Genomic DNA, 4,899 nt, shown 5'->3' with positions numbered 1-4,899 from the left:
GGCTTTTTTTAATAATTACGGCAGCTACCTACTCTCCCGCATTTTGGTGCAGTACCATCGGCCATGAGGGGCTTAACTTCTCTGTTCGGTATGGGAAGAGGTGATCACCCTCGGCATAACCACCATAAACTCTTTAGGTCTCTACAACCTATAATAAGGTGACATATCGGGTAATGTAATACGAATAACTAAAATAAAATTAAAGCTTACGGGCAATTAGTACTACTCGGCTTTGATGTTACCACCTTTACACCTGTAGCCTATCAACGTCATCGTCTCTGACGACCCTTAAAAGTTAACTCATCTTGAGGAAGGTTTCACGCTTAGATGCTTTCAGCGTTTATCCTGTCCGTACATAGCTACTCTGCATTGCACCTGGCGGCACAACAGATACACCAGCGGTACGTACGACCCGGTCCTCTCGTACTAAGGTCATGTCCTCTCAATTAACTTGCGCCCACCACAGATAGGGACCGAACTGTCTTGCGACGTTCTGAACCCAGTTCACGTGCCACTTTAATCGGCGAACAGCCGAACCCTTGGGACCTTCTCCAGCCCCAGGATGTGACGAACCGACATCGAGGTGCCAAACCTCCCCGTCGATATGAGCTCTTGGGGGAGATCAGCCTGTTATCCCCGGAGTACCTTTTATCCTTTGAGCGACGGCCCTTCCATACAGAACCGCCGGATCACTTTAGCCTGCTTTCGCACCTGCTCGGCTTGTTTGCCTCACAGTCAAGCTCCCTTATACTAATGCGCTCTGCGTACGATTACCAACCGTACTGAGGGAACCTTTGCGAGCCTCCGTTACTCTTTAGGAGGCGACCACCCCAGTCAAACTACCCACCATGCAATGTCCCCCGTTAGGGGTTAGACTCTAAGTGACAGAAGGTTGGTATTTCAACGACGACTCCCCTACCCCTGGCGAGGCAGGATCAAAGTCTCCCAACTATCCTACACATCTATAACTCAAAATCAATGCAAAGTTGTAGTGAAGGTTCACGGGGTCTTTCCGTCCCGTGGCGGGTAACCGGCATCTTCACCGATACTACAATTTCACCGGGCTCGTGGAGGAGACAGTCTTCAACTCATTAGACCATTCGTGCAGGTCGGAACTTACCCGACAAGGAATTTCGCTACCTTAGGACCGTTATAGTTACGGCCGCCGTTTACTGGGGCTTCAGTCAGGAGCTTTGACTTGCGTCGAACACCCTTCCTTAACCTTCCAGCACCGGGCAGGTATCAGGCTCTATACGTCATCTTACGATTTTGCAGGGCCCTGTGTTTTTGTTAAACAGTTGGTTGAAGCATTTTACTGAGACCATATCGCTATGGTACGCTTTATCCCGAAGTTACAGCGTCAATTTGCCTAGTTCCTTCTCCACGGCTCACCCGAGCGCCTTAGAATATTCATCCCGTCTACCTGTGTCGGTTTGCGGTACGGGCCGCTATAGCCTAACCTTAGAGGTTTTTCTCGGAGGCTTGTTTAGGGTCACTATCCGCGCTGCCGAAGCTTTGCGGTACTGTCACGTTCACCATCCCAAACGGATTTACCTGTTTGGAATATAGCTACACGCTTTAACGATCTATTCCGTAAGATCGCGGACCTTTCACTTCCCCGTCACCCCATCGAAACTATAGCGGGTACTGGAATATTAACCAGTTTTCCATCAGTTGCCCCTTTCGGGTTCACCTAAGGACCCGACTAACCCTGATCCGATTAACGTTGATCAGGAACCCTTAGACTTACGGCGTTAAAGTTTTTCACTTTAATTATCGTTACTTATGCCTACATTTTCTTTTCTAACCGCTCCAGCATACCTCGCGATACACCTTCGATGCTGTTAGAATGCTCCCCTACCGATCATTGCTGATCCTAGAGCTTCGGTTGTATGTTTGATGCCCGATTATTTTCCGTGCAGAGTCTCTCGACCAGTGAGCTGTTACGCACTCTTTAAATGAATGGCTGCTTCCAAGCCAACATCCTGGCTGTTATTGAAACTCCACCTCGTTTGATCAACTTAACATACGATTAGGGACCTTAGCTGCTAATCTGGGTTATTTCCCTCTCGGCCACGGACCTTAGCGCCCGCAGCCTCACTCCCAGAGATATTTACTAGCATTCGGAGTTTGTCAGGGTTTGGTAGGCGGTGAAGCCCCCTAGCCCAATCAGTAGCTCTACCTCTAGTAAACGTCTATATCTGAGGCTGTTCCTAAAAACATTTCGGGGAGAACGAGCTATCTCTCAGTTTGATTGGCCTTTCACCCCTATCCACAAGTCATCCCATAGCTTTTCAACGCTAATGAGTTCGGACCTCCATTCTGTGTTACCAGAACTTCATCCTGCTCATGGATAGATCACAAAGTTTCGCGTCTACCCCCACTGACTATCCGCCCTGTTTGGACTCGCTTTCGCTGCGGCTCCGTTAATTATGAACTTAACCTCGCCAGTGAGGAGTAACTCGTAGGCTCATTATGCAAAAGGCACGCCGTCACCATTGCTGGCTCCGACCGCTTGTAGGCGCACGGTTTCAGGTTCTATTTCACTCCCCTGTTCGGGGTGCTTTTCACCTTTCCCTTACGGTACTGGTTCACTATCGGTGTCTGAGGAGTATTTAGCCTTACCAGATGGTGCTGGCAGTTTCACGCAAGATTTCTCCGGTCCCGCGCTACTCAGGATACTGCTCGTCTACATTGATTTGTGCTTACAGGGCTATCACCTGCTATGGCCCATCTTTCCAGATGATTCTGCTTGACAATGCTTTCTAAACGCAGTCCTACAACCCCGGGGCAGCACGCCACCCCGGTTTGGGCTCTTCCCTTTTCGCTCGCCACTACTCAGGGAATCATTGTTATTTTCTTTTCCTTCCGGTACTTAGATGTTTCAGTTCTCGGAGTTGGCTTCCTTTCGGATAACTAGTCTTCAACTAGCTAGGTTGTCCCATTCGGAAATCCAAGGATGTATCGCTCGTGTGCAGCTCCCCTTGGCTTATCGCAGCTTACCACGTCCTTCTTCGCCTCTCAGACCCAAGGCATCCACCATGCGCCCTTATTTCGCTTTAAAATTCTTAATTCTAAAAGTTACTCGGTATTACATTTTATACCCAATATGTCAAAGAACTTCAGTCAACATCACTACTGATGAGGACTCTTTTGCGACCGCGCGCGGTTTCATCCGTTCACAATCGAATAATTTAAAAGAAGGGAACAGCAGTTTGTCATTTGTGGAAGAGTTATAACTCTGAAAAGGAGGTATTCCAGCCGCACCTTCCGGTACGGCTACCTTGTTACGACTTAGCCCCAGTCACTGATTTTACCCTAGGCGGCTCCTTGCGGTTACCGACTTTAGGTACACCCAGCTTCCATGGCTTGACGGGCGGTGTGTGCAAGGTCCGGGAACGTATTCACCGTATCATTGCTGATATACGATTACTAGCGATTCCAGCTTCACGCAGTCGAGTTGCAGACTGCGATCTGAACTGAGAGCCGTTTTTTGGGATTAGCTTCACATCGCTGTGTTGCAGCCCTTTGTACGACCCATTGTAGCACGTGTGTAGCCCTGGGCATAAAGGCCATGATGACTTGACATCATCCCCTCCTTCCTCGCGTCTTACGACGGCAGTTTCATTAGAGTTCCCAGCTTAACCTGATGGCAACTAATGATAGGGGTTGCGCTCGTTGCGGGACTTAACCCAACACCTCACGGCACGAGCTGACGACAGCCATGCAGCACCTTACCACCTGTGTATTGCTACAAAAACCCCTTTCAGGGCCGGTCAAGTGGCATTCTAGCCCAGGTAAGGTTCCTCGCGTATCATCGAATTAAACCACATGCTCCACCGCTTGTGCGGACCCCCGCCAATTCCTTTGAGTTTCAATCTTGCGATCGTACTTCCCAGGTGGGATACTTAATGCTTTCGCTCAGACACCAACAGTAATATCGCTGATGTCGAGTATCCATCGTTTAGGGCGTGGACTACCAGGGTATCTAATCCTGTTTGCTACCCACGCTTTCGTGCCTCAGCGTCAATTATCGTGTAGCCAGCTGCCTTCGCAATCGGTGTTCCATGTCATCTCTAAGCATTTCACCGCTACATGACCTATTCCACTAACCTCCACGATATTCAAGATAAATAGTATCCACGGCAGTTCTGCAGTTAAGCTGCAGGATTTCACCACGGACTTACTTACCCGCCTACGCACCCTTTAAACCCAGTGAATCCGGATAACGCTCGCACCCTCCGTATTACCGCGGCTGCTGGCACGGAGTTAGCCGGTGCTTATTCCTCTGGTACCGTCAAGCTGGTTAGAAAACCAGTGTTTCGTCCCAGATAAAAGAAGTTTACAATCCAGAGGACCTTCATCCTTCACGCGGCATGGCTGGTTCAGACTTGCGTCCATTGACCAATATTCCTTACTGCTGCCTCCCGTAGGAGTCGGGCCCGTGTCTCAGTGCCCGTGTGGCTGATCATGCTCTCACATCAGCTACTGATCGTCGGCTTGGTAGGCCATTACCCTACCAACTACCTAATCAGACGCACGCCCATCCCTAACCACCGGAGTTTTAACAACCAGTTGATGCCAACCAGTCGTACTATAAAGGGTTAATCCAAATTTCTCTGGGCTATCCTTTAGTTAGGGGTAAGTTGCGTACGTGTTCCGCACCCGTTTGCCGGTCGCCGCCAGTATTGCTACCGCGCTGCCCCTCGACTTGCATGTATTAAGCCTGCCGCTAGCGTTCATCCTGAGCCAGGATCAAACTCTCCATTGTAAATTACTTTGGAAAGAATTGAAGTGACTTCAAATCTTAATCTTAATTCATTGATATACTCTTACCTGACGACATACTAAACATCACTATTTAGTACGTCCTGCTGTTCCAATCTTTCAAAGAACTTC

General features: G+C 49.2%; 3 rRNA genes. All 3 read right to left on the bottom strand.

Annotated features, from left to right (window positions below):
• Nucleotides 1–15 precede the first annotated feature (15 nt).
• Nucleotides 16–127: ribosomal RNA gene (gene rrf / locus EDB95_RS27185) — 5S ribosomal RNA — on the bottom strand.
• 69 nt (nucleotides 128–196) lie between these two features.
• Nucleotides 197–3,064: ribosomal RNA gene (locus EDB95_RS27180) — 23S ribosomal RNA — on the bottom strand.
• A 181-nt stretch (nucleotides 3,065–3,245) separates the two neighbouring features.
• Nucleotides 3,246–4,771 (bottom strand): 16S ribosomal RNA (locus EDB95_RS27175).
• Together the 16S, 23S and 5S rRNA genes form the textbook arrangement of a ribosomal RNA operon.
• Nucleotides 4,772–4,899 lie beyond the last annotated feature (128 nt).

This window comes from Dinghuibacter silviterrae (assembly GCF_004366355.1).
Classification (GTDB): Bacteria; Bacteroidota; Bacteroidia; order Chitinophagales; family Chitinophagaceae; genus Dinghuibacter; species Dinghuibacter silviterrae.
This window is presented reverse-complemented; position numbering and strand designations above follow the sequence as displayed.